Here is a 21,900-nt window from a genome sequence, read left to right on the forward strand (position 1 = left end):
GCGACAGCTTGAATCGTTTGGCTGTGCAGGGGATATAGACCTTTTACTTCCTTTTGAAGATCGCTTTTGGTGATCCATCCACCGCCAAGCCGGTAATAATAACGGGCGATTTGAACACAATCATTCCGAACAACGGCACAAAGACGGCGGATGTCAAACAACTTTTGAATGGCAGCAGCAGAAGCAGAAAACGGGACTTTCATCGTTCGATACATGGGTTTCACCTCCATGTCTTCATTTTATCATCAAGAACAAATGTTTGTATATGGGAAAATCTTATTATTTTTATTTCTGAATACCAAAACAAAAAAGCGCCATTCATCCCCCACCTAAAATTCCATCGAATTTTTGAGGAAGGGGACTTCTGGCTGAATTTCGTTAAACTGCACTAGTTGGTTGATGAATGGAGTTATTTTTGATCTACTTCTAAAAAAATAACAAGTCTTTTACGTAAAGCATTTATCTAACAAATTACTAACTTCATTTTTGGTTAATTTTTTTAAAAAAACAGATACTATATGTATGTTTTATGATTTCAAGGCTATAAAAGTCAGCATCTTCCCCATGCCCTTAGATTTACTTCAATCTACCTTTCTTCTTGAAACCATTACGAGTCAAAACAACAATCAACATCAACAAAGGAATGATCGCCATTAAAGGCAGGTGAATAGGGTATTGGACAATCTTTAAACCTTCTTCAATATGTTCCGAAAAATCTGAGGCAACTGTCATGGATGAAAAGAGAACAATAATACCGACTGGTAGCACAATTTGCTGATGATTTTTTAATTTGAACAAATCCGCTATTCCAATTACGGCACCATAAAACCAAATCGTTATTTTAAAAAACATGGTAATCAGAAAGGTAAGAACAACAATAGCATCAAGTCGCTGCAAAAACTCTGCGATATTTACCATACCCACCGTGGCTAACAACGGAAAGGTCGATCGCTCCACTCGATCGAGTCCAAGAACAGTAATATTTAAACTTGCTGTATAACTTAAGATAAGCCCACTTGAAAGAATGGCCGACAGCCCAACTTTTTTCACTAATTTAGACCGATTTAAATAAGGAAACAGCATGGTAAAAACAATCGCTTCCCCAAAAGGGTTAAAGGTAGTTAATGGGAAGACTGTCGTTAAGACAGGTTTCCATCCATCTTCAAGAAGTGGTTGCAAATTATGGAGATTAATATTACCTGAAAGATATACTAAAAGATTTCCTGAAAATCCTAAAAAGATCAAAATGACGATAAATACTTCTGCTGTCCTCGCTAATACTTCAATCCCTAGGTAAACTACATAACAAATAGCAAGAACCATCAAGGCATTGATCGCCAATAACGGTGTTTTGGGCATTGTCGATGCTAGCAGCAAATCGCCAAAATCACGTAATCCTCGGGCAGCATCGTATAAAAAAAATATGACGTATAATAGACCTATTATCCACCCAATGTATTTACCGAATATTTTCCGGACATATCCAGTCAACGGCAAGTTGGGATATTGGCGAAATAAAGCGTAATAAATGAAAAATAAAATGATTCCCCCACACATTCCTAAAAGAATCGCAAGCCAGGCATCTTTTTTGGCACCAATGCCATAGCTGACAACAAGCATCGTACCAAGTTCAAATAAAAACATCATAGCAAATAATTGAATAACACTAATCTTTGCTTTCTCCATCGTCTAGGTGTCTTCCCCCTTCACCTATTCTATATTTTTTATCCTACCCCACTTTCCTATTTTCAATACTTTTAAGGGAAGAGGAATGTATACTATATTCATATTTAGTTAACATAATCGCAACTATAAGAAAGCAGCAAAAACACAAAACCTATTAATAATCAAGCTAATAAAATAGACTGTCGAAATTTTCTCGACAGCCTAAGTATAGAGAGGTCATTTCCTCTACATAAATGTTTTTATGGTTTTTATGATGTCCTAAAGGTAAAACTCATTTTTCACAAAATCAACAACTTCTTCTTATTTCGTTTAATGCTTGTCCTTTCTTCCTTAATCGAACCGCTTTTTAAACAGTCGACTTAAAAAGCTTGCTTTAAACGTTCAATTAATTCGTCATATTTTGGACTTGCTAAGAAATTGTCCACTGAAATATGGTTTGCATTCGGCAGTTTTGCTTTCGCTCGGTCTGTTAAGTCTTTATGCGTAATAACGATATCCGCATCACTTGGGAGATTATTAATGGACGTGTTTGCTACCTCAATATCAAGTTCTGCTTTTTTCACTTTGTCTCGTAAGATCGATGCTCCCATTGCGCTTGAACCCATTCCTGCATCACACGCAAACACAATTTTATTTACCTCTGCTGCCGTTACGGTTTCAACAGCGGGAGCTGCTTCTTTATTGCCCATTAATGCGGAAGCTGCTTGGCTTTTCTTGCCTTTCATTTCCTGCATTTTTGCTGCTGCATCACTTAAATCTTCTTCTTCAGCTTTACTAGCTTTTAAAACCACTGCTGAAACTGCAAATGATACGGCTGTTGCAGCAACTACACCTGCAAGGACTGCAAAATAGCCGCCGCGCGGTGTCATCGCCATTAGTGCAAAAATACTTCCTGGTGACGGTGGTGCTACGAGTCCTGCCCCTAATAAGCTAAATGTAAATACCCCGCTTACACCTCCTGCAATAACAGCTAAAAGAAGAAACGGCTTCATTAAAATGTAAGGGAAGTAAATTTCATGAATTCCTCCAAAGAAATGAATGATTGCTGCACCTGATGATGACTGTTTCGCCATGCCTTTTCCAAAATACATATAAGCAAGTAAAACACCTAAACCAGGACCAGGATTTGATTCAAGTAAGAATAAAATCGACTTCCCTGCATTTGCTGCCTGTTCAATTCCTAGTGGACTTAAAATCCCGTGGTTAATCGCATTGTTTAAAAAGAGTATTTTCGCTGGTTCAATAAAGATGCTGGCTAATGGCAGCATACCCGCTCCAACAATCACTTCAACACCTGCTGCAAGTGTTTTGTTTAAACCAAGTACAACTGGACCAATTGCTTTGTATGCAAGTAATGTAAGAATACCAGCAATAATTCCTGCTGAAAAGTTGTTCACAAGCATTTCAAAGCCTTGACGAACTTTTCCTTGAACAGCTTGGTCAAACTTTTTAATTGCATAACCGCCAAGAGGTCCCATAATCATTGCCCCAAGAAACATTGGAATATCTGATCCAACAATTACACCCATTGTCGCTGTTGCACCAACAACCCCACCGCGAACATCATACAACATTTTCCCGCCTGTAAAACCAATTAATAATGGCAATAAGTACGTAATCATTGGACCAACTAATGCTGCTAAACTTTCATTGGGCAGCCAGCCTGTTGGAATGAAAAGAGCTGTAATAATCCCCCATGCGATAAACGCACCGATATTCGGCATGATCATGCCGCTTAAATAACTTCCGAAACGCTGTACTTTTACTTTAAAAACATTATTGTTAGCATTTTGAGCCATTTCATTTCCCCCATTTTAGTTTTAAAAAAAAAAAAAAAGAAAACCCTTACACTTTTATGATAGAACGCTTTCTTTCAGTGCTCAATAAAAGATAAATACAACTTTGTCCCTTGAGATGTTGACATCATTTAATAAGGGAAGATAACACTTCTCTTATTCGTACGCACCGCTTTTGGTATACTCACACAATGACTTTCATTTTGAATTTTCCTGTTTAACTAAATTTATGGTAATATGGATAAAGTTGAATCCTAGCTTATTTTGAATTATTTTATTTAAGAGGTGACATATGAAAAAAGCAACACAAGTATTCTGGTATGCTCTGGCTATTTCATTAATAGTTGTTATATGGGGAGCGGTTGCGCCAGAAAACTTAAACTCGTTTACATCTAACTTAACCAGCCAAATCTTAATGGATTTTGGATGGTTTTATTTACTGGTCGTTATTGCCATTCTTCTTTTCTGTGTTTACTTGATGTTCTCTCGCTTCGGCAATCTGAAATTGGGAAAGAAGGATGACGAGCCTGAATTCAGCCGGTCCTCATGGTTTGCCATGCTCTTTAGCGCTGGTATGGGAATGGGGTTGGTCTTTTGGACAACTGCTGAACCAATATCACACGCATTTATCAACAGCCCTTTAACTGAAGAAGGAACAGATGCGGCTATAAAAGAAGCATTGAAGTACTCATTTTTTCACTGGGGTATACACGCTTGGGCAATCTATGGAATTGTCGGATTGATCCTGGCCTATTTCAAGTTCAACCGCGGAGCTCCCGGCCTGATTAGCGCAACGTTGACGCCTTTGTTCGGTGAGGCACTCATGAGAGGAGCATTCGGCAAGTTGATCGATGTGTTGGCCGTGTTTGCAACTATAGTCGGTGTGGCTGCCACGCTCGGCTTTGGCTCCGCACAAATTACAGGTGGGCTCTCCTTTTTGTTTGGGACCCCAAATAGTTTCTCTATCCAACTGATCGTGCTCGCTGCTGCAACCATCCTGTTCATCTGGTCAGCCTGGTCTGGGATTGGACGAGGGATCAAATACTTGAGTAATATCAATATGGTATTGGCTATACTCTTGCTAATTCTCTTGTTATTTGCGGGGCCAACAATGTATATTCTTAACATGTTTACGCATACGCTCGGTAACTATATCTCTGACTTCTTTAAGATGAGTCTAAGATTAGCTCCTCTAAATGAAGAAAACCGGAGCTGGATTAACAGCTGGACAATTTTCTACTGGGCATGGTGGATCTCTTGGGCACCGTTCGTCGGGATTTTCATCGCCAGAATTTCAAAAGGACGGACAGTAAAAGAATTTTTGTTAGGCGTTTTGCTGCTCCCATCACTTGTTTGTTTCATCTTTTTTGCAGTATTCGGTGTTTCCGCATTGCATCTGGAGCAGCTTGGGATTGCGGCCATTTCCGAGTTCACACTGGAAACGTCAACGTTTGGCGTGTTGGCTGAGTATCCGCTCGGTACGTTTATGTCGATGTTGACTATCTTCGTCATTGCAATTTTCTTTATCACTTCTGCAGATTCTGCCACATTCGTGCTAGGTATGTTGAGCACAAACGGTCTTCTGAATCCTGGCAACTCAGTGAAAATAACATGGGGAATCATTCAGTCAACAATAGCAGCCGTCGTCGTTTATTTTGGTGGAACACAAGGCTTACAAAATATGCTCATTATCGCAGCGCTGCCTTTTGCTATTGTCATTATTCTAATGGCCATCTCCTTTTTGAAGAACATACAGTCAGAAGCCCGCTCTCGTCGCTAATAAAGAAAAGATAACGCGTATCTAATAAAAAAGCACTGTTTCCCTTACTCAATGGAAACAGTGCTTTTTTTGATATTAGCCTTATTCAACAAATTTTTTTATATTAAAGAGGGTAATAATTTCTTTTATACATCAACTTTTTGGCATCGAATTTTTCGCATTGATATAACCTGCTCTATATACGTTTTCATCTTTTTCTTCCCATAAATCAGCACTATTTTTAAATCGTTTTTTCACTTATAATTTTATCTGCTAACTAAAGTAGTTCCTCAATCGATTTATGCGAATCAGTGAAATGGTCTTCCAATATTACTTCAAGCTTTTCTAACTTTTTTGTTTGCAGTACTTCAATAATAAGAAAATGCTTTTCAATCAATATATCAATTTCTTCTCTTCTTTCGGAAAATCTTTTTTCCATTGTAATTAATAGAACAGTTTGTACGATATGCTTGATGTTGTTCCAAAGATACAGGATTCTTTTATGTTCAATGCTTCCAATCAGCAGGTTATGAAACGAAAAATCGAGCATCGCAAACTCAACAACATTTTCATACTTTGCGGCGAGCTTCATTTTATCAATAATTTGAAGCAGTGCTTTTATGACGTCATCAACATCCTGCCTAATAAGCTTTTTTAAAGTAAAATATTCAATTAAATGCCGCACTTCATATAATTCTTTTAAATCGTGTTCATCGAGTCCAGTTACAACCGCACCCATTCTTTCTAATTTAATTAATCCTTCATTTGCAAGCACTTTAAAGGCGTCTCGTACTGGAGAGCGGCTCGTTTTATACTCCTTGGCAATTTGATTTTCTGATAAGACAGTTCCCGGTGCATTCTCGCCGCTGATAATTTTTACTCGAAGTTCATTTGATATTTTTTCCCCTAACGTTTGCCCTTCTGATGACAAATTATATGTACTCATTATACTATTCACCTTTATGACGATAAGTTATTGTGAAGCGTCTCATTTACTATAGAAAAGCTCATTTATTTTGTCAACGCATTACTCTTTGAATTATCGCCCTAACCAGCCACCATCTACTGCTAACAAATGACCGTGAACATAATTTGAAGCATTAGATGCTAAATAAACAACCGCTCCGTTAAAATCAGCAGGATCTCCCCAACGCTCTGCTGGGATTCGATCAAGAATTTGTTTGCTTCTAATCTCATCGTTTATTAAAGCGGTATTCATATCTGTGGCAATATAACCGGGCACAATTGCATTGACATTCACGCGGTGTTTTGCCCACTCATTGGACAGTGCTTTTGTTAGCTGAGCAACCGCTCCTTTAGAAGACGCATAAGCAGGAACCGTAATGCCTCCTTGATAAGAAAGAAGAGATGCCATGTTAATAATTTTCCCGCCGCCTTTTTCTACCATATGACGACCTGCCTGCTGACAAAGAATCCATACCGCTTTCAAGTTTACCTGCATTACATCATCCCAATCTGCTTCACTAAAATCAACAGCAGGTGAACGACGCTGAATACCACCATTATTCACTAATATATCGATTGTACCAAGTTCAGCAATCACTTTAGGAATTGCTTCGTTTAACTGATCTTTATCTTCTAAATTACAAGAAACAATGAGACAGTTTCTTCCCAGCTTTTCAATTTCTTCTTTTACTCCGGTTTGCTCTGGTGACCGTTGTAAAAGCGCAATGTCTGCACCCGCTTCCGCTAATGCTAACGCCATTGAGCGACCAATTCCTCTCGTTGCCCCTGTTATCGCTGCAACTTTTCCATTTAAGCTGAATAAATCTTGTAACATAACTTTTCCCCCTCTACTTATATTGAAGTTTAAAACCGTTTATTCTGTCTTTTCACATTAGCTTTTTCCCTTAAAGAAAACGGTTTCTCTAAATTATATACTAGTCGACAAGTATACTGCAGTCAATCGTTAATATAAATTCTATTAGTTTATTCCATTAAAAAAAGAGACCTTCCATAAAGGAAAATCTCTCATTCACTTAATAAACTGCTTATGAAGCCTTTCGATGCTCTACTCCAGCACTCACTTTACGTTTCGCAAAAATATTAAAGAATAAATTAAGTATATAAGCATCTATTGAAATATCAATTAGCTTGTCTTCTTAACTACTTCTAAATTTCCAGACCGTTTCAATTTATTCCAACCAACTCGTACCCCTTTTAGTGCAGCTAAAAGAGATTTCCAAGAAATCCACAATAACAAGTAACGATAGAAAATTCTTTGCAGAAACAAAGGAATGAGCGGCTTAAGATTTAATTTCTCTAGTCTGAATGCAAATAAACAAATGAGAAAGTCCGTTATAAGATAACAACCATAAAATAATAATGATTGCTCGATATTGCCAGAGAATATTCCTAAAACAAACAAAATATCTATAAATGGCGCAAACAAAGGGAATACATATTGAAACAGAATCATATTAGGGAATGCAATAAAGCCTAATGATTTGCACTTGCTCCTACAAAAAGCTTTTTTATGCTTCCACAAACACTGCAGCGTTCCAAAGGTCCATCGATAACGTTGTTTAAGAAAGTCTCTATTGTTTTCCGGTGCCTCCGTATACGCATATGCTTGTTCATCAATCGTAATTTTATATCCCTCACGTAGTATTCTTAAAGACATGTCTGTATCCTCTGCCAATGTGTCAGCTGTGAAATAACCAAGCTTTTCAATAACGTGTTTACGCCAGGCACCGATCGCTCCTGGAACAACCGTCACACAATTAAGCATGGCATAAGCACGTTTTTCTAGATTAAAACCTGTTACATATTCAACATGCTGCCAAACCGTTAATAAATTGCGTATGTTCCCAACTTTAATATTTCCAGATACAGCAGCCACTTTTTCATCGATGAAATGGCGGACAAGCAATGAAATAGCTTCAGGTGCAATTAATGTATCTGCATCAATGGCAATGATGATATCTCCCTTTGCCCTCTTAATCCCCATATTAATTGCTGAAGATTTTCCGCCGTTTTCCTTACGTATAAGATGAAGCTTTTCATTATTAGAGAAGTTTTTAGAGACAATCATCGCAGTTTGATCGTTTGAACCATCGTCTACAACAATAACTTCAAAATTTTTATAAGTACTTTCTAGAACCGACCGTATAGTCCTGCTTATAACCTTTTCTTCATTGTAGGCAGCAACAACAACACTCACTAAAGGATTAAATGAACGATCTGCACTTACCATTTGAGTACGTACTTTATGTCTCAATGCTAAATAAACAAATATAGAAAGACGAAGAATAAAAATAACTAACACACTGTAAAACAAAATAAAAATAAGATTGTCCAAAACGAATATATTGCCTAAAACAACTTTAACACTCTGTATTAATGGTTTTTCCACGCTTGCAACAGCAGGCATAATGCTAGCTTTATTTTTATCCATCAATTCACTAATTGTTACAAATTTATATCCTTTATTTTGTAACTCTTCAATAATATCAGGCAGCGCTTGAACGGTTGCCGTCCTGTCCCCTCCACCGTCATGAAGTAAAATAATATCACCATTAGATACCTGTTTCGTCACATTGTTAACAATTTCTTTGCTATCAATTGATTTCCAATCCTTGGAGTCAATATCGTAATTGACGGTAATATATCCCATTTGAGCGATATCCATCATTCTTTGAAAATGAGATTTAACATACACATTCTGGTTATCGCCATCATACATATGCAGATCATCTCCATATGGAGGACGGTATAATAAAGGGGTACGTCCCGTAACACCTTGAATGATCCGTTCAGTAGTATTCAATTCCAGCTTTAATTGATTTTCAGAGACTTTGAACATATTTGAATGAGAAAATGTATGATTACCAATTTCATGGCCTTCTTTATAAATTTGCTTCACAAGATCTTGATTAAGCATCGCGTCTTTCCCAACGATAAAGAATGAAGCTTTTATGTGATGCTTCTTCAGAATCTCCAATATTTCTTTTGTATATTCAGGATCAGGTCCGTCATCAAATGTTAAGACAACCTCTTTCTCTTTATTAGACGGTTTGCTAAAACGTTCTATTTCAGATGCTTTTGGAATAGAGATGTATGATTCTCTTTTAATTAAACCCAAATCATCAAAAGCAAGACTGCGTTCTCCCGGGTGTTGATCTGCTTTAGTACGTAGAATACTTCCTTCTCCATAGTTATAGGTAGTATCTCCATTCTTTATAGTAAGTAATTGATTGAGTTTTTGACCTTCCACAACATCCCACACAGATGGATCTTCCGTACCTAACCTCCATAATGCAACTCCTTTAACTCCCTTTGATGCCGCTATTTTCCACTGATTGTAAAATGTCACACTATCTAAAAACCATAATTCATGCGCTCTGTTTTTCTCTCTATATGTAATATAAGGAGTTTTACTCAAATCATCCCACTGGACCTTTAAATTTGCTTTATTTGCCATTCTCATAATCTCTTCAAAGGACATTACTTTTCCAGCTTTGGTACTTTCCCAGTCCCAATCGTATCCGTAATTACCTATACTAACGATAAGCTTGTCGTTAGATATGTTTGATAGATTCTCTTCATACCATGATACCGAAGCAATCGGTCCTGGATTTTGGAAGCTTTCATCATACAGCATTAAAATCATACGATCACAATACTTTTCAAGACTCGTATAATCAAATGCCTCATTCGCCGTGGGGACATCGATTGTGACTAAAAGACCATCTTCATGAAAAGTGTGATAAAGCTCCTTCATAAAGTTTGTCAGTAAGTCTCTATCATTCTTCTTAATATTCTCAAAGTCTATGTTAATTCCATCATAGCCATGCTTTTTAATTTGTTCATGTAAGTTTTTTATTAATTTCGACTGTGCTTCAGGTGAATGTAATAAATTATGAATAACTTCTTGATTCCACTCCCCATTCACCACATTATTAATTAAAGGAAGTACTTTAGTATCATGCTTTTTTGCTAGATTACCTATATCCTTTTGAATCTCGCTTTTTAACTCTAGATTAGAATCTAAATGAAACCACCCTGGGATAAGAACATCTATCTTATCAATATTACGCCTTAATGAACGTTCACTATTTTTATCCCAATTAACATGAAAAGCATAAAAATCACTATTATTGATTAGTTTGTTTTGGGGAAATTTTTCATTTGAATGAGTATCTACAGATGAGATCGTATCCACATTCCTTATTTGTGATGGATGAATATTGGAAAACTCATTGATTTCCTTTGTTTTCCATGAAGGTAAAATGGGATTAAAATATACACTTAAACCTGAAACAAACATGAATAAGAGAGACAATACGATTAATAGAGAAAAAATACATACGAATATGCCCCACCTTTTGTTTGAATGATCTTCAAAAATAAAAGTGTTAACATGATCTTCAATGTATGGATTCGTTTTTTTATTCTTGCGTCTGTACACTTAACCACCTGCTTTATTTCATTTTATGCCGGAATAATTTGTAACCAAAAGTAAAAACAACCATGTAATCCGAGCTACCATCATTACTTTTATAAAAATTAACAATTTCTTTGCATTCTAGCTTTTTAACACAAGAATAGCAGAAGCATTTTTAGCCGTATATATGCTGATTTATCGAATTTTGTAGAATATCCTTGCATTGTAATCGCATTCAAAGAATTTTTTGCGATTTTTTTGATAATATTACCAATTAAGGGGTGCATTCAGTACATAGATTGATTTACTCATATTAGAGACTCGCTGCATTAGTTAGTATTATCTCTATCAAACTATGAGCGTAATTCACCTCACTTTAAATACATCTAATACATAAAAAGACTGCCCTTTTCGACAGCCTTTTCCTCAACCTATAGTTGTCGTTCCTACAATATCCTAGCTACTCTCTAAAACTAGTGCTACAAATTTAACAGGAAATTTCATAAATTTTCTTCCTAAACTATATCTTTCTTTTTTTCTCCTATTATATTACCGTTTTTTTTAGAAGTTATAAAAAGCAATTAAAATTTTCGAATTCTTTGATAAGATTGAGAAGAAATTATGTCCTTCATCACATAACAAAAGAGAAATCACAATCTCAAGCTAAAATTATTGTAAAGGGAGAGTAATATGAATCAAAAACCAAGGCATAAAGAACAGAAAAATAATAAGAAAAGAGGCTTTAAACTTATCATTGGTATTATTTCACTTCTTATTATTGGCGCAAGTATATATGGATTTTCAGTTTACAGATCATTAGAAAATACATTAAATCAGACACACGAACCCTTAGACCGTACAGTTTCAAAAAAGCGTGATGAAAAAGTTACTTTCAGTAAACAAAATCCTATTTCGATTTTATTACTAGGTGTTGACGAACGCGAGTCTGACCGTGGACGTTCAGACTCATTAATTTTATTGACAGTAAATCCTAATGATCAATCAACTAAAATGGTTAGTATTCCACGTGATACACGTACAGAAATTGCTAGTCAAGGAAAAGAGGATAAAATTAACCATGCCTATTCATTTGGCGGATTAGATTTAACCATTGAAACAGTAGAAAACTTCTTAGACATACCTATTGACTATTATATTCAAGTAAATATGGAGAGCTTTAAAGATATTGTAAATGCAGTTGGTGGAATAACCGTCAACAATTCTATTGACTTTACATATGAAGGTGAGCATTTTCCAAAAGGTCAGTTACAATTAGATGGAGTCAGTGCACTAAAATATTCTCGTATGCGATTTAAAGACCCACGCGGGGACTTCGGTCGTCAAGAGCGACAGCGTCAAGTCATTCAAGCGGTTATTAACAAAGGCGCAAATGTAAAATCCCTCGCAAACTATGGCCAAATTTTAGATGTAATCGGTAAAAATGTAAAAACAAACTTAACATTTGATGATATGAAAGAGATTCATACTAACTACAAAAACGCACGTCAGCATTTACAACAGGTACAAATCAATGGCAAAGGAACAGAAATAAACAGCGTCTACTATTACATCGTACCTGAATCAGAGCGTACAGAACTTTCTGCAATGTTGAAACAACATTTAAATATTAACTAAGGAGAAGGTTTAACAGCTTTAAAACTACGTAATAAATAAAAGGGAGTGAACATCTCACTCCCTTTTATTTATTCTTATTGAAAAATCCGGTCAATTTCTTGAATTTCTTCAGCTGTTAAATACACATCTAACGTTTTTAAATTGTCCAGCACCTGCTCTGTTTTCTTTGCGCCTGGTATTATTGCTTAAATCGAATCACATGTTAAATACCAAGCAAGCGCAAGGTGAGCGGTTTCCACATGTTTTGCATTGGCAATCTTACGAATCTCTTCTACTTTTTCTAAGTTTTTTGTAAAAACACCTTCTTGGAAGTATTAGCCTTCATTAATGTTTTACTGTCTTTATTCATGAAAAAACCTGATTACTCTAAAGAAACAATTTTAAATGAATATAACTGATTCTTCACAAAAAATTTAAATTAAAAGCGGTTGGATTAAATAAAATTCAACCGCTTTTCTGTGCTATTTCTATTGTTATTAGTTCGCTATTATCTCTGTAAATGCCGCTGTTATTTTACATTTTTTCTCAGCAATGAGACCCCTTAATAATGAAAGAATCAATTCTTATTTTGCTTCTGTTCCTGTTGAAGGTTCTACAGAAATTTGATTTTTTTCAACAAGCATCTCTTTAACTTCAGAGATTTCCGCTTGAATTTGCGCCATATACTGATCATCAAGCTTGTAAAATTTCATTGCGATTAACGATGCGATCCAGCCAAGCATTGGAATTCCAATGTGGAAGAATAAAGCAAGCACAAACAATCCAGTTGTTAGCGGTGTATCCACTTCCGGGAAAACCGTTTTAAAGCCAATCATTGCAAGCATTAATCCAACAATTGTCGAAGCTAAAGAGGAAATGATTTTATCAACAAATGAAAAGATTGTGGCAATCATACCTGGGACATAACGCCCTGTAATATGTGTTTCATAATCAGATGTATCCGCGATCATTGGAATAACTAAGTTACCAGTTAAGCCCATAAATGAATAACCTAACGTATAAAGAATTAGAAAAATGATTGTCGCTGCTCCTAAATTTGATAACGAGATTGCTGTCGGATCATCAATTACCAGGAAGAACACTAATAGTAGTGTAAAGGAAAGAAGCGCTCCCCATGTTCCTCCAACAAACGTCTTTTTTAGTCCTTTATTACGCGCAATTCCAACACCAATGAATGTAATAATTAATGTAGGAATAATTGTAATCATTGATACCGTACCACTTAATGCATAATCTCCAATTAAAATTCCAAAGAACATAACCGGTACCACAGGTTGTCTCAATACTTGTCCTGCTAATTTATCGGTTGCGGCTGCCACAACAAGCATTTGCAGCGGACGGTTTCGTTTAATAACCGGCCAGTAGTCGCGAAAACTTGTTTTTACTGTTTTTTGTGCAAAACCAAAATATTCTGTGCGATCTTTTTCCCATAATGCGATAACTGCAAGAACAGTAAAGATTGCTGAGGTAATCATCGCAACTGTATTAAATTCAGTAAAAAATCCTTGCGTAAAACCGCCATGTTTTGGTACAAGATAAGAAGCAACATAATACTGACCGCCAACAAATAAAATTGTATTATATGCTGCATCAAATGCTGAGAACACCGGGCGCTGTTTTGGATCATTTGTTAAAACAGTTTGAGCGGCTCTCGTACAAGCAGTTTGGAATGTATAACCAACAATATGAACAATATAAATGGCAATAATAAACGGTAAACGGTATGATTCTGGTACGAGATGAGTTACATTGAACATTAACAGAACCGATATTAATAAAATAATATTTCCAAGAATCATAAATGGTCTGAATTTACCAAACTTTGTATTTGTTTTGTCGATGACATACCCGATAATTGGATCTGTCACACCATCAAATATACGTGCTCCAGTTAAAATAGCACTAATTACAACTACTGCAACCCCTGCAATTCCTGTCGCATAATAGGAAATAAACATCATTGCGAACATGTACAGATTTGTTGCCGTATTATTTAAAGCAAAAAATCCAATTTGCCATAGTTTTGATCTGTTTACGAAGTTATTTTTTTCTACTTGTGCCGTCATAAAATCGCCTCTTTCTTTTGTTGTTTTGAATTTTTATATTAAGGAAGGCGCTTTCAAAATTAAGATTTTAATAATAATCTTTTACTTATTTATTCGCCTTTCTTACATTAATAATTATATTAATTAGTATACCAAACAAATTAAAAAGAAACATCTTCCTATCAACTTATTATATAATGAGTTTTTATAAGAAATCTAAATGAAGATAATCGCTGTGCAACCGTTTATCATTATAAGAAGCTGGTACGTCCATATTCATCGGATCTTTAAGCTTTTCTTCATACCATTTTTCCGTTAATCCATTACCATTATCAAGTTTAAATTTCCAAATTCCATTTAAGTCAATTATTGAGCGCGACTCTGTATAAATTGGATATAGCATCTTTAACACTCCTTTCTACCTCTTGTAAGGGTTTACAATTATGATTATACTTATATTGTCACAATATAAAAAGGATTATAATTGCATTATCATAACTAATTTAACATAGAAAGGATATCCAAAATGACAGCTCAATCCATCCAAGCAGCTTCCGCAAGCATAACAATGTTCCATCTTACCGGTCTTAATACCTTTTTATTAAAGGAGAACGGTTCAATAATGTTTGCATATGAACGTGATAGTTTGCCTGATTTTTTAGCTGAAAAACAGCAGGAAGATTTCCTATTTTTGATTCAGGAAGTGAAGAAACAGAAAAAAAATTGTATAATGTTTACGAACGAATGGGAACTTTCTTACTTGGCAAGCATGTTTGAAAATGCTGGGGAAGAAAAAACTGTTTTGATTCACGGTCCTTTTTTAAAGCAAACACCTGATACTGCTAAACTTTTTTACACATTTAATATCGATCAAAAAAAGCGAATTGTCCTCGGAGAATTTTTTCGTTCTTTAAAACTGCTCAGTACCGCTAAAATTCAAAGCATTGCAAATGTTCTCCAAAAAGTGAGCTCAATTGATACTGCTCCTCTTCACTTTATTGATTTAAATGAAATATCCACAACACAGCGCCAAGAAACAGCCATAAACAATAGGTTGAAGCAAACTGATGAAAAATATGTGGAGTTAATTAATTTACGATACGAAGTAGAAAAGGAAATGCTTCATGCGGTTGAAAAAGGAGATAAAGTAAAAATAAAAGATATTTTATCAAAACGAAATAATATGTTTGACTTTTCCGATCGTTTTCCAAATCAGCCAATAAGAGGAATGAAAAATAACTTAATTATTGTAAATACGCTTTTTCGAAATGCAGCGCGAAATGGAGGAGTTCCTCCCTTTTATCTGCACCACATCTCCGAAAAGTTTGCGATTCATATTGAACGTGTAGAAAATCTAAATGCTCTTAATAAATTAATAATGGTAATGGCTGAGGAATATTGCGATTTAGTACGAAAACGCTCGCATGCCGGTTATTCGTTATTAGTACAAAAAGCGTTAGATTATATGAGCGTCCACTTTAGCAAACCGTTAAACCTAGACAAACTCGCACAGCATTGCCTTGTGCATCCGGCGCATTTATCGAGGCAATTTAAAAAAGAAACAAACATAACGCTTACTGAGTATCTTCATAAGTTAAGAATAGAAGAAGCGAAACTGCTGTTAAAAAAAGAGCGTACCTCGATTGAATGGGTCGCCGGTTATGTTGGCTTTGAAGATGCAGCGTATTTCACCCGTGTATTTAAAAAATTAGAAGGTATCACACCAACTCATTATAGAAACTCTGAGACGGCGCATAATTAATATTTCGATACAAGGGGATCACGTCTCCCCTGCATTTTCCTTAAAGGGGGGTTCCCTTTGAAGGGCTCTCTAGTTAACAGCTATCATCCTTTATTTCAACCTTCTTCCCTTTAAAACCTGCGATTAATGTAATGATAAACAGAGGTAAAACAACAAATACAGCCATAACTAACGGAAAAGCAACAAATACGGCTTCTGAAAATTCAATTTCAGTCTTAAACATCGTGAGCGTAAGCAGCAAAGAGATAAACGTAACTGGAAAAATAATAATCCGCTTATCTTCCAGCTTTAACACTTTTGATAGTGCTTCTTTAAGGATAAACAGCATAATCGTTGTTTTCATAAAGGAACCGACAATTAAGGCGATTCCGATAAAAGACTCGATTCTCGTTACAATCTCTCTAATATTGATTAATCGTGCCAGCTGAAAGACAGAAAATTTAAAGGTACCTGCGATTGGTCCTAAAGCCATAATCGTGCAAAGAATCGAAAGTATTAACAATAACCCGTGTATTAAAAGAGCGGAAAACATATACTTTTTTAATGAGTTATCCTTTTCTTTGCGAACGAAGGGCAGTAAAAATGAAAAAAGAACTAGTTCACTATATGGGAAACCAAAAACCCGGTAAGCGCCGTGAAGAACTGGCTTCATTCCTTCTGGAAAGATAGGCAGGAGATTTCCTACTTCGTAATAGGGAAGAACTAATACTAATACTACAATTGAAAAAAGGAGCACATAACATAAAAGCAGGACAAACATTCTTGCCATTACTTCCATACCCGCTCTTACCGTTAGTGCTGCGACAAGCAAAATGAGAACATGAAAAATATAAACAGGGGTTTCTCTCATCATTGTATTTGTAAAAAAACCTCCGATATCAATAACAATATAAGAAAGATCTAAAAAGAGTACTAGTAAGATGGGAATGAAAAGACATAGAGTAATCCATTTTCCAAAGATTTTTTGACTATAATCAATTAAAGTAAAATTTGGATTTTTTCGATATAAATACAAGATACATATTAATAACAGCATTGCAAATCCATTTGCGATTACGATAGACAGCCATGCCCCGTTATTCGCTGCTTCTACTAAGGGATGCGGAATGTTGACAATGGCCGATCCAAGCATAAAAGAGAGAAATAAACATGTCATTTGCCCAGAGCTTATTGTTTCGTCTTTATACATTCCATTCTCTCCTTTTATTTAGACTTACATCGGAACTTTAACAGCTTCAACAATTTTCTGCCCTGGTTTTAAAAACAAGAAATCAAAAAGATCATTTAGTGTCGGCCATGCTGCACCCATCACATAGATGAGACTTAAATAAAAGACCGGAATCATCAGCATGCCATAAACAATACGTTCTCGACGATTTTTTTGTTTTAATTTTGGAGCATCATAACTTAACATTCCTAAAGATACGATAACTAGAAAAAAGATTTTTTCAAACAATGATTATTCCTCCGTTACTTTTTCACCAAGAACCATTCCTGTACTTTGAATATTAGCTTCAACATCAATGACAAATTTGGTCTCAGCAAAAATGTTCTCCCAATCCTTTTCCCACTCCTTCCATAAAGCAGGATCTTGTTTATAGAGTTTATTGCCAATGCCAAGTATATCTATCTTCTTTTCCTGCAAATGTTTAATGGTGTCTTCAATCTCTGTTTTTACTTTTTCACCAATACGTTCTTCCAATTTTTTTACTTCTTCTTCATTCGTTATAGAAGTACATTTTAGCTCCCCAATCTTTCCATCTATTTTAGTTAATAGATGAACAGTTGGCGGCTCATCGGAAAATTTAGGAGAGATCTTTGTTTGAACAGAGAGAGCCTCTAATGTTTCCTTTTTCTTTTCTTTATCCTCTTGATTCATACAAGGAAATTCAATAACACCTTTATTAAATTTATTCGTTAACATAAGAACTTTCTGAACTTCATCAGCTTTTAAATAATCTACCATCTCTCCTTTACTAATCAGAACAGTACCGCTGCTGTATGGAGCTTCTGGTTTTTCATCCGTTTTTTCAATATAAGGAATCATTGTCGTTTTTAACTTACTATTTAACCCCATCACGATATCTAACAGCATAATTTTTTTTGTTTTCCCAGAAATTTTAGCTGTCATTTGTTGAACCGTATTCAACTGCTGCCCCATTGTGCGTTCAATAAACGGCTTTAGCTCCCAATAGTCAGCAGCTTTTCCTTTCGTAATAATAACAATCGAAGTAAGGCGTGTTTCATGATCACGATAAAAAAAATCAAGAATTTCTCCAATATCATGTTCCTTAGCAAACTTCTCTCCAATTAAAATAACACGCATATGACTCCACTGTGGCTCACGTCCTAAATATTTTGTTAAGTCACGGACGGCATCAAAAATACTGTCATTAACTGTTGTAATATTGGTATACGGCGGTTTATCTCCACCACCTGAGCCTCCTATCGTTTCTATCGGTGAATAGACTTGTGCATTTACTTCCATACTTCCTTCTTCTGTTTGATCTAAGCTTACTCCCATTACAAAACCAAAATCGGTTAACTCTCTGCTGCTCCAGCATCCTGATAAAAAGATTAATAAAAAAATTATAGATAATGCTTTAATGAAAAGAGAATTCATCGTCTATCATACTTTCTGCATAATAAATTTAAAGCTTGCGCATATTTCTTCTTCGTGGAGAGTTCCACAAAGTTTTCAATGGAGCACGAACGAAGATATCAAGCAGCAGCTTTGGTCTAAATGGAGTTAATGGACTAAAGTACGGCTGTCCTAACGACCTTAAATGCGATAAATGCAGCATAATAAGCAGGAAACCAATCATAATTCCAAATCCGCCTAATACAGCAGCTAAAACCATCAGCGGGAATTGAAGAAGTCGAATACCGATCGCGATACTATATTGAGGCATCGCAAACGAAGCAATACCCGTTAATGCGACTAAAATAACAATCGATGGAGAAGCGATATTTGCATTAATGGCGGCATCCCCAATAATCAACGCTCCAACAATACTTACCGCAGATCCAACCGGTTTTGGTAAACGAATACCGGCTTCTCTTAGTAATTCAAAGAAAAAAATCATAATCAATGCTTCAATAAAAGCTGGGAAAGGGATTCCTTCCCGTGTATCAAGAATGGCCATTAAAAGATTTGTCGGTATTAATTCAGGATGAAAAGTCGTTAATGCAATAAAAACACTTGGTAATGTTAAAGCCATAAAAAATGCCGCAATCCTTAACAAGCGAATAAATGATGAGAATATTACGCGATGGTAATAATCTTCACTTGCTTGAAAAAATTCTGTAAAAAGGCCAGGACAAATTAAAATCGTTCCCGTCCCCTGTACCAGAACGATAATTTTCCCTTCTAATAAACTGGCAACAGCTACATCAGGACGTTCAGTAGATCGATGCTGCGGAAATGGTGAATAGGTTGAGTCTTCAATTAATTCTTCCACATATGCGGTTTCCAAAATATCTCCTTCTTTAGCAGCATCAACTCTTTTTTTTAATTCCGTTAAAGTTGCATCATCAACTGCTCCCTCAAGATAACCAACCGCGATCTCCGTCTTGGTAGTCCCTCCTGCTATAAATTTCTCAATTTTAAAATGCGGGTTTTGTAACCTTGCCCGGAGCAAGCCTATATTTCTTTGCAGCTGTTCAACTGTCCCTTCACGGGGCCCTTTAACAACTGATTCTGATAAAGGTTCACTAACCTGCCGCATTTCAACCTGACTCGCTTGAGCATAAGAGAGCACTTTGTCCCAACCATCAAAAAAGATCACAATATGTCCTTGTAAAATGTTATTGACAGCTTTGTCGAAACGATCAACAAGTTCAGCGTTTTGAGCTGATATGCCATGTTGACTGAAAAAAGCAATAACCTCTTTAGGGGTAATCGTTGTCGCGGGACCAACTTCATGTGGTACTAAATCCTGCATTGATTCTTTCATAAAATTTATTTTTTTTCCCTGTACTAATGTCTCGAAAAAAACTGAGCAAGCGGTATGTTTCAGGCTTGGCCCATATTGCCAAGGAAATACTTTTAAATCCTCACAATTAGAAAGAACATCTTCTAACCGCTCTCGATTTTCTGATAGTTTTTTTGAGATTGTTGTAGATTGCATAACAGTAACCTCATTTTTATTTTAGAAGCAGTATTGACAAGTTTTCATGAAGTTAAGCATTTCAAGGAGTGAAATTTCATTAATAAATAAAAGGATACATGCCATAAGCCCGGCTGTACCCTTTTATACTTTCACTATTTCACTTGAAAAGATATCTCTCCCATGCCCCCAAACTTTGCTGTAATATGATCTCCTTTATGCAGCAAGACCGCTTCTGTTATTGCGCCGGTTAAGATGATTGAACCTTTTCGAATTTTTCCTTTTCCACTGCCAGCCATCATATTAGCTAACATCGCTGCAGAAACTGCGGGATTTCCTAAAACGGCTGAGCTTACTCCATCTGCTGCTAAATCACCATTTATCTTCATCTTAACTTCCACAGCATCAACTTCAAAATCATGAGGATTAAACAACTTATCTCCAAAAACTACCCTAGATGCAGACGTATTATCTGCGACAACATCCGGAAGTGTAAATTTAAAATTTTCATAGCGACTATCGATAATTTCAAGCACTGGTAAAATTGATTTCGTCTTTTTCAACACCTGCTCACCAGTAATCCCCGGGCCTTCTATATCCTCACCAAGAATAAAGGCAATTTCAGCCTCCACTTTTGGATGAATCAACTCTTCTTTAATGATCTGACCTTGGTTAGGAACGTTCATATAATCAAACACATACCCGTAAATCGGTTCATTAACGTTCATTTGTTTCATTTTTGCCTGACTCGTTAATCCCATTTTATATGCAAAAATGTTATAACCTAATTCTTCTTTTATTTTGACTAATTCCTTTTGTACAGCGTATCCATTGGATAAATTAAAATTTGGATAGTTATCGGTAATACAAGATACCGGCTGCTTTCTCTCTTCAGCTTCTACTAAATATTCCGCAAGCGCTCTATAATTAAACACTATTTACTCCTCCTGTTCCTCTATCTCACTTTTTAGCTTATCTCCTACCGCAAAATGATTTTTCGGCACTTGATTTACAATAACGCGAACACTGGACAGCGGTACATGAAGCGACTCATGAACAGTATGTGCGACACGGCGGATACAGTGTTCAATTGTTTTCTGATCCCGTCCCTCAAGCATCGTAATTTGAATAATAGGCATTTTTTTCTTCCCTTCTGTAATTTTTCTTTTATTAAGAAGAAAAGAGGCTGACCCAAAAGTATCGAGCCAACCTCCCTATAACATAGTTTTTATTCTACTCTAAAAACTATTTTGCTAATGACGCACGGCCATTTTCCTGCTCTTTAAAAATCACTTGATCAACTGCATATGCTTTTGATCCATTTACTGCAATAAAGATTGCCATTGCTAAAAACGCCAGATCTAATTCATATCCTGCCATTTGACCATTTCCTAAAAAGCCGACAGCTAATTTTACTTTAAAGATTGCTCCAACCATTACGACAGCGAGTAAACCTGAAATAACTCTACTAAATAAACCAATAACCAACATAATTCCGCCAACTAATTCTATAAGTGCAACAGCATAAGCTAAAAATCCCGGTAGACCGATGCTTCCAAACCAACCAGCGATATTCTCAATTCCGCCTTGGAACTTTACCAATCCGTGAATAAAGAAACTAATTCCTAAAACCACTCTTAACAGTAATGTACTTGCTTCAAATTTGTTTACCATTTTTTCTTACCTCCAAAATAAATTTTT

17 protein-coding genes and 2 pseudogenes are annotated in these 21,900 nt (G+C 35.9%); 3 read left to right on the top strand and 16 right to left on the bottom strand.

Features of this window, described 5'->3' with window-relative positions; all coding sequences use genetic code 11:
* The 3 genes and pseudogenes from DS031_RS07475 to DS031_RS07485 all read right to left on the bottom strand — a co-directional run.
* Positions 1–215: pseudogene (locus tag DS031_RS07475) on the bottom strand (RNA-guided endonuclease InsQ/TnpB family protein); the annotation flags it as partial.
* A gap of 361 nt (positions 216–576) precedes the next feature.
* Positions 577–1,686, bottom strand: a complete 1,110-nt coding sequence (locus DS031_RS07480) for a GerAB/ArcD/ProY family transporter (protein WP_113805320.1) — start codon at positions 1,684–1,686, stop codon at positions 577–579.
* Positions 1,687–2,045: 359 nt separating this feature from the next.
* Positions 2,046–3,485: a PTS mannitol transporter subunit IIBC gene (locus DS031_RS07485; RefSeq protein ID WP_113805321.1), complete on the bottom strand. Its 1,440-nt coding sequence runs from the start codon at positions 3,483–3,485 to the stop codon at positions 2,046–2,048.
* Positions 3,486–3,774: 289 nt separating this feature from the next.
* Here DS031_RS07485 and DS031_RS07490 point away from each other — a divergent pair, with 289 nt between their 5' ends.
* Positions 3,775–5,262 carry a BCCT family transporter gene (locus DS031_RS07490; RefSeq protein ID WP_113805322.1) on the top strand — a complete coding sequence of 496 codons (1,488 nt, stop codon included), beginning with the start codon at positions 3,775–3,777 and terminating at the stop codon, positions 5,260–5,262.
* Between the two features lie 256 nt (positions 5,263–5,518).
* On the opposite strand, the gene DS031_RS07495 is transcribed toward DS031_RS07490, so the two are convergent.
* The 3 genes from DS031_RS07495 to DS031_RS07505 all read right to left on the bottom strand — a co-directional run bounded on the left by DS031_RS07495 (position 5,519) and on the right by DS031_RS07505 (position 10,426).
* On the bottom strand, positions 5,519–6,187 hold the full coding sequence (locus tag DS031_RS07495; protein WP_113805323.1) for a GntR family transcriptional regulator: 669 nt from the start codon (positions 6,185–6,187) through the stop codon (positions 5,519–5,521).
* A gap of 93 nt (positions 6,188–6,280) precedes the next feature.
* Positions 6,281–7,042, bottom strand: coding sequence for an SDR family oxidoreductase (locus tag DS031_RS07500; RefSeq protein ID WP_113805324.1), 762 nt, complete (start codon positions 7,040–7,042; stop codon positions 6,281–6,283).
* 309 nt (positions 7,043–7,351) lie between these two features.
* Positions 7,352–10,426: a trifunctional glycoside hydrolase family 18/polysaccharide deacetylase/glycosyltransferase family 2 protein gene (locus DS031_RS07505; RefSeq protein ID WP_181833061.1), complete on the bottom strand. Its 3,075-nt coding sequence runs from the start codon at positions 10,424–10,426 to the stop codon at positions 7,352–7,354.
* A 912-nt stretch (positions 10,427–11,338) separates the two neighbouring features.
* Here DS031_RS07505 and tagU point away from each other — a divergent pair.
* Complete coding sequence (gene tagU, locus DS031_RS07510; protein WP_113805326.1) at positions 11,339–12,283, top strand: polyisoprenyl-teichoic acid--peptidoglycan teichoic acid transferase TagU; 945 nt, start codon at positions 11,339–11,341, stop codon at positions 12,281–12,283.
* A 74-nt stretch (positions 12,284–12,357) separates the two neighbouring features.
* On the opposite strand, the pseudogene DS031_RS24075 reads toward tagU, so the two are convergent.
* From DS031_RS24075 to DS031_RS07525, 3 genes and pseudogenes are all read right to left on the bottom strand, one after another.
* Positions 12,358–12,594 (bottom strand): annotated as a pseudogene (locus DS031_RS24075) (aldo/keto reductase); the annotation flags it as partial.
* Between the two features lie 252 nt (positions 12,595–12,846).
* Positions 12,847–14,349 carry an MFS transporter gene (locus tag DS031_RS07520; RefSeq protein ID WP_113805327.1) on the bottom strand — a complete coding sequence of 501 codons (1,503 nt, stop codon included), beginning with the start codon at positions 14,347–14,349 and terminating at the stop codon, positions 12,847–12,849.
* Between the two features lie 184 nt (positions 14,350–14,533).
* Complete coding sequence (locus DS031_RS07525) at positions 14,534–14,731, bottom strand: hypothetical protein (RefSeq protein ID WP_113805328.1); 198 nt, start codon at positions 14,729–14,731, stop codon at positions 14,534–14,536.
* Positions 14,732–14,854: 123 nt separating this feature from the next.
* Here DS031_RS07525 and DS031_RS07530 point away from each other — a divergent pair, with 123 nt between their 5' ends.
* Complete coding sequence (locus tag DS031_RS07530; protein WP_113805329.1) at positions 14,855–16,090, top strand: AraC family transcriptional regulator; 1,236 nt, start codon at positions 14,855–14,857, stop codon at positions 16,088–16,090.
* Between the two features lie 73 nt (positions 16,091–16,163).
* On the opposite strand, the gene DS031_RS07535 is transcribed toward DS031_RS07530, so the two are convergent.
* From DS031_RS07535 to DS031_RS07565, 7 genes are all read right to left on the bottom strand, one after another.
* A complete protein-coding gene (locus DS031_RS07535) occupies positions 16,164–17,279 on the bottom strand; it encodes a GerAB/ArcD/ProY family transporter (protein WP_113805330.1) in 1,116 nt (371 codons plus the stop codon).
* 24 nt (positions 17,280–17,303) lie between these two features.
* Positions 17,304–17,546 carry a hypothetical protein gene (locus tag DS031_RS07540; protein WP_113805331.1) on the bottom strand — a complete coding sequence of 81 codons (243 nt, stop codon included), beginning with the start codon at positions 17,544–17,546 and terminating at the stop codon, positions 17,304–17,306.
* 3 nt (positions 17,547–17,549) lie between these two features.
* Entirely contained in the window at positions 17,550–18,713 is a 1,164-nt protein-coding gene (locus DS031_RS07545; protein ID WP_113805332.1) for a Ger(x)C family spore germination protein, read from the bottom strand.
* Between the two features lie 28 nt (positions 18,714–18,741).
* Positions 18,742–20,220, bottom strand: a complete 1,479-nt coding sequence (locus tag DS031_RS07550; protein WP_113805333.1) for a spore germination protein — start codon at positions 20,218–20,220, stop codon at positions 18,742–18,744.
* A gap of 134 nt (positions 20,221–20,354) precedes the next feature.
* Positions 20,355–21,134, bottom strand: a complete 780-nt coding sequence (locus tag DS031_RS07555) for a 2-keto-4-pentenoate hydratase (protein WP_245947268.1) — start codon at positions 21,132–21,134, stop codon at positions 20,355–20,357.
* A 3-nt stretch (positions 21,135–21,137) separates the two neighbouring features.
* Positions 21,138–21,338 carry a tautomerase family protein gene (locus DS031_RS07560; RefSeq protein WP_113805335.1) on the bottom strand — a complete coding sequence of 67 codons (201 nt, stop codon included), beginning with the start codon at positions 21,336–21,338 and terminating at the stop codon, positions 21,138–21,140.
* Positions 21,339–21,444: 106 nt separating this feature from the next.
* The gene (locus DS031_RS07565; protein ID WP_113805336.1) at positions 21,445–21,873 is read right to left on the bottom strand and encodes a DoxX family protein; all 429 of its coding nucleotides are present in this window, start codon (positions 21,871–21,873) and stop codon (positions 21,445–21,447) included.
* Between the last annotated feature and the right edge of the window lie 27 nt (positions 21,874–21,900).

It is taken from the genome of Bacillus taeanensis (assembly GCF_003318295.1).
Lineage (GTDB): Bacteria > Bacillota > Bacilli > Bacillales > UBA6769 > Maribacillus > Maribacillus taeanensis.

What these genes read in the sequence shown, in the direction of transcription:
- DS031_RS07480 (WP_113805320.1), bottom strand. Translation starts at nt 1,686, where the DNA reads ATGGAGAAAGCAAAGATTAGTGTTATTCAATTATTTGCTATGATGTTT.
- DS031_RS07485 (WP_113805321.1), bottom strand. Translation starts at nt 3,485, where the DNA reads ATGGCTCAAAATGCTAACAATAATGTTTTTAAAGTAAAAGTACAGCGT.
- DS031_RS07490 (WP_113805322.1), top strand. Translation starts at nt 3,775, where the DNA reads ATGAAAAAAGCAACACAAGTATTCTGGTATGCTCTGGCTATTTCATTA.
- DS031_RS07495 (WP_113805323.1), bottom strand. Translation starts at nt 6,187, where the DNA reads ATGAGTACATATAATTTGTCATCAGAAGGGCAAACGTTAGGGGAAAAA.
- DS031_RS07500 (WP_113805324.1), bottom strand. Translation starts at nt 7,042, where the DNA reads ATGTTACAAGATTTATTCAGCTTAAATGGAAAAGTTGCAGCGATAACA.
- tagU (WP_113805326.1), top strand. Translation starts at nt 11,339, where the DNA reads ATGAATCAAAAACCAAGGCATAAAGAACAGAAAAATAATAAGAAAAGA.
- DS031_RS07520 (WP_113805327.1), bottom strand. Translation starts at nt 14,349, where the DNA reads ATGACGGCACAAGTAGAAAAAAATAACTTCGTAAACAGATCAAAACTA.
- DS031_RS07525 (WP_113805328.1), bottom strand. Translation starts at nt 14,731, where the DNA reads ATGCTATATCCAATTTATACAGAGTCGCGCTCAATAATTGACTTAAAT.
- DS031_RS07530 (WP_113805329.1), top strand. Translation starts at nt 14,855, where the DNA reads ATGACAGCTCAATCCATCCAAGCAGCTTCCGCAAGCATAACAATGTTC.
- DS031_RS07535 (WP_113805330.1), bottom strand. Translation starts at nt 17,279, where the DNA reads ATGTATAAAGACGAAACAATAAGCTCTGGGCAAATGACATGTTTATTT.
- DS031_RS07545 (WP_113805332.1), bottom strand. Translation starts at nt 18,713, where the DNA reads ATGAATTCTCTTTTCATTAAAGCATTATCTATAATTTTTTTATTAATC.
- DS031_RS07550 (WP_113805333.1), bottom strand. Translation starts at nt 20,220, where the DNA reads ATGCAATCTACAACAATCTCAAAAAAACTATCAGAAAATCGAGAGCGG.
- DS031_RS07560 (WP_113805335.1), bottom strand. Translation starts at nt 21,338, where the DNA reads ATGCCTATTATTCAAATTACGATGCTTGAGGGACGGGATCAGAAAACA.
- DS031_RS07565 (WP_113805336.1), bottom strand. Translation starts at nt 21,873, where the DNA reads ATGGTAAACAAATTTGAAGCAAGTACATTACTGTTAAGAGTGGTTTTA.